At 50.8% G+C, this 1287-nt stretch carries 3 protein-coding genes; 2 read left to right on the forward strand and 1 reads right to left on the reverse strand.

Annotation, left to right across the window (positions count from 1 at the left end; translation table 11 throughout):
• Window positions 1-353: 353 nt before the first annotated feature.
• A complete protein-coding gene (locus tag A7589_RS22590) occupies window positions 354-512 on the forward strand; it encodes a type I toxin-antitoxin system Hok/Gef family toxin (protein WP_064759348.1) in 159 nt (52 codons plus the stop codon).
• 46 nt (window positions 513-558) lie between these two features.
• Here A7589_RS22590 and A7589_RS22595 read toward each other — a convergent pair whose 3' ends face one another.
• On the reverse strand, window positions 559-738 hold the full coding sequence (locus A7589_RS22595) for a hypothetical protein (RefSeq protein WP_016240402.1): 180 nt from the start codon (window positions 736-738) through the stop codon (window positions 559-561).
• Between the two features lie 296 nt (window positions 739-1034).
• Here A7589_RS22595 and A7589_RS22600 point away from each other — a divergent pair, with 296 nt between their 5' ends.
• The gene (locus A7589_RS22600) at window positions 1035-1229 is read left to right on the forward strand and encodes a hypothetical protein (RefSeq protein WP_016240403.1); all 195 of its coding nucleotides are present in this window, start codon (window positions 1035-1037) and stop codon (window positions 1227-1229) included.
• Window positions 1230-1287 lie beyond the last annotated feature (58 nt).

Raw genomic sequence — 1287 nt, forward strand, 5'->3', positions numbered from 1 at the left:
AACCGGAAAGAGGCGGGGGAACGGACGGGTTGGCGGCGTTAAGTTTAGAGATGCGAATCCGTCAGTTTCTTCAGTCATTACGGCAGACGCCTGCTATTACAGCCTGCGATGCGGCAATACCTGAAATACCTACTTATTAAATATTTAGGAGCACGACCTGTTCGTTTGATGGGGGACGGGTGGTATAATAGCGTCGGTGCTGGAGGCTTTTGCCCCAGCCAGCAGATTCACAGTTTGGCTGTGGCAAAAAGCAGAAAGCCCCGAGTAATTTTTTCAAATTAACCCGAGGCCACTGTATGCTCGTCACATTCAATGTAGCCTCTTACCCGCTTAAATGCAAGGAGAAGAAGGCCATGAAACTGCCGAACCAACCCGTTGTTTTGTGCGTATTGATAGTTTGTCTTACGCTGTTGATATTCACCTGGCTTACGCGCAATTCGCTTTGCGAACTGCGTCTGAAAGACGGTACACGGGAAGTTTCGGCCCTGATGGACTACGAATCCGGTAGGTAGCTGAAAGAGGGGGGGCAACCCCCCCTCTATTCAGAATGTGATCCAGCTAGCCAATAGCACCTTTAGAAAAGGGTTTCTCCGGTCGGGGAAACCCTTTTTCCTTTCCATCGTTGGCGGGCCTTTTCATCGGAATGAGGCTCATGGGCAATTGCCAGTTTTGCTGGGCATCTTCAGCCTCAAACAGGGTTTTAATGGCTGTCTGTGGCATCCCTGCGCGTCGTTCCATTATGGTCATGTCTCCTTCTGCATCAGTAATGGACGTCAGCCGTCACAGCATGATCTGGCCCTGGGACGCAGTACCAAGTGTGAACTGCCCACCGCCGGAAGAAAGCGTGGGATGTGCTCCTTCTCCCTGCCGTGGCTGCTGGTGCTACATACGTCCAATATAGGAGCGAAATTACCCGCTTATCGACCCGATGTGGTAGGCTAACAGGGTAGAATATTATTCCGGAATCACGAAAATTCAGCTCTAGCCGGTGACCTGCTGACGCATCCGCTGCAAGCCATGCCGAAGGTGTCGAAATGAATAAAGAAGAACGTATGAACGAACGTACACAATCCCCGTGGGAGTCGTTTGCTCACGCCGAATTTATGGAGAAAGTCTTTAACAACCTGCGGGCGTTCTGTGACGCAGAGTACTGGCGGTTAACCACAGGTGAGAAAGAATCCCAGCAGCCGCAACCGGAAAAGAATATGCATTTTCTCGATCCCAATTAAGCCCCGTGCCTCTGTACCCTTTCCTAATGGTTGGGTTGATTTAGGGAAGGTGCGAATA

The organism is Escherichia sp. MOD1-EC6475, assembly GCF_003046645.1.
GTDB classification, from domain to species: domain Bacteria; phylum Pseudomonadota; class Gammaproteobacteria; order Enterobacterales; family Enterobacteriaceae; genus Escherichia; species Escherichia ruysiae.

Bases quoted from the DNA above. Each gene is read 5' to 3' on its own strand.
- A7589_RS22590 (WP_064759348.1), top strand. From the start codon at position 354: ATGAAACTGCCGAACCAACCCGTTGTTTTGTGCGTATTGATAGTTTGT.
- A7589_RS22595 (WP_016240402.1), bottom strand. From the start codon at position 738: ATGGAACGACGCGCAGGGATGCCACAGACAGCCATTAAAACCCTGTTT.
- A7589_RS22600 (WP_016240403.1), top strand. From the start codon at position 1,035: ATGAATAAAGAAGAACGTATGAACGAACGTACACAATCCCCGTGGGAG.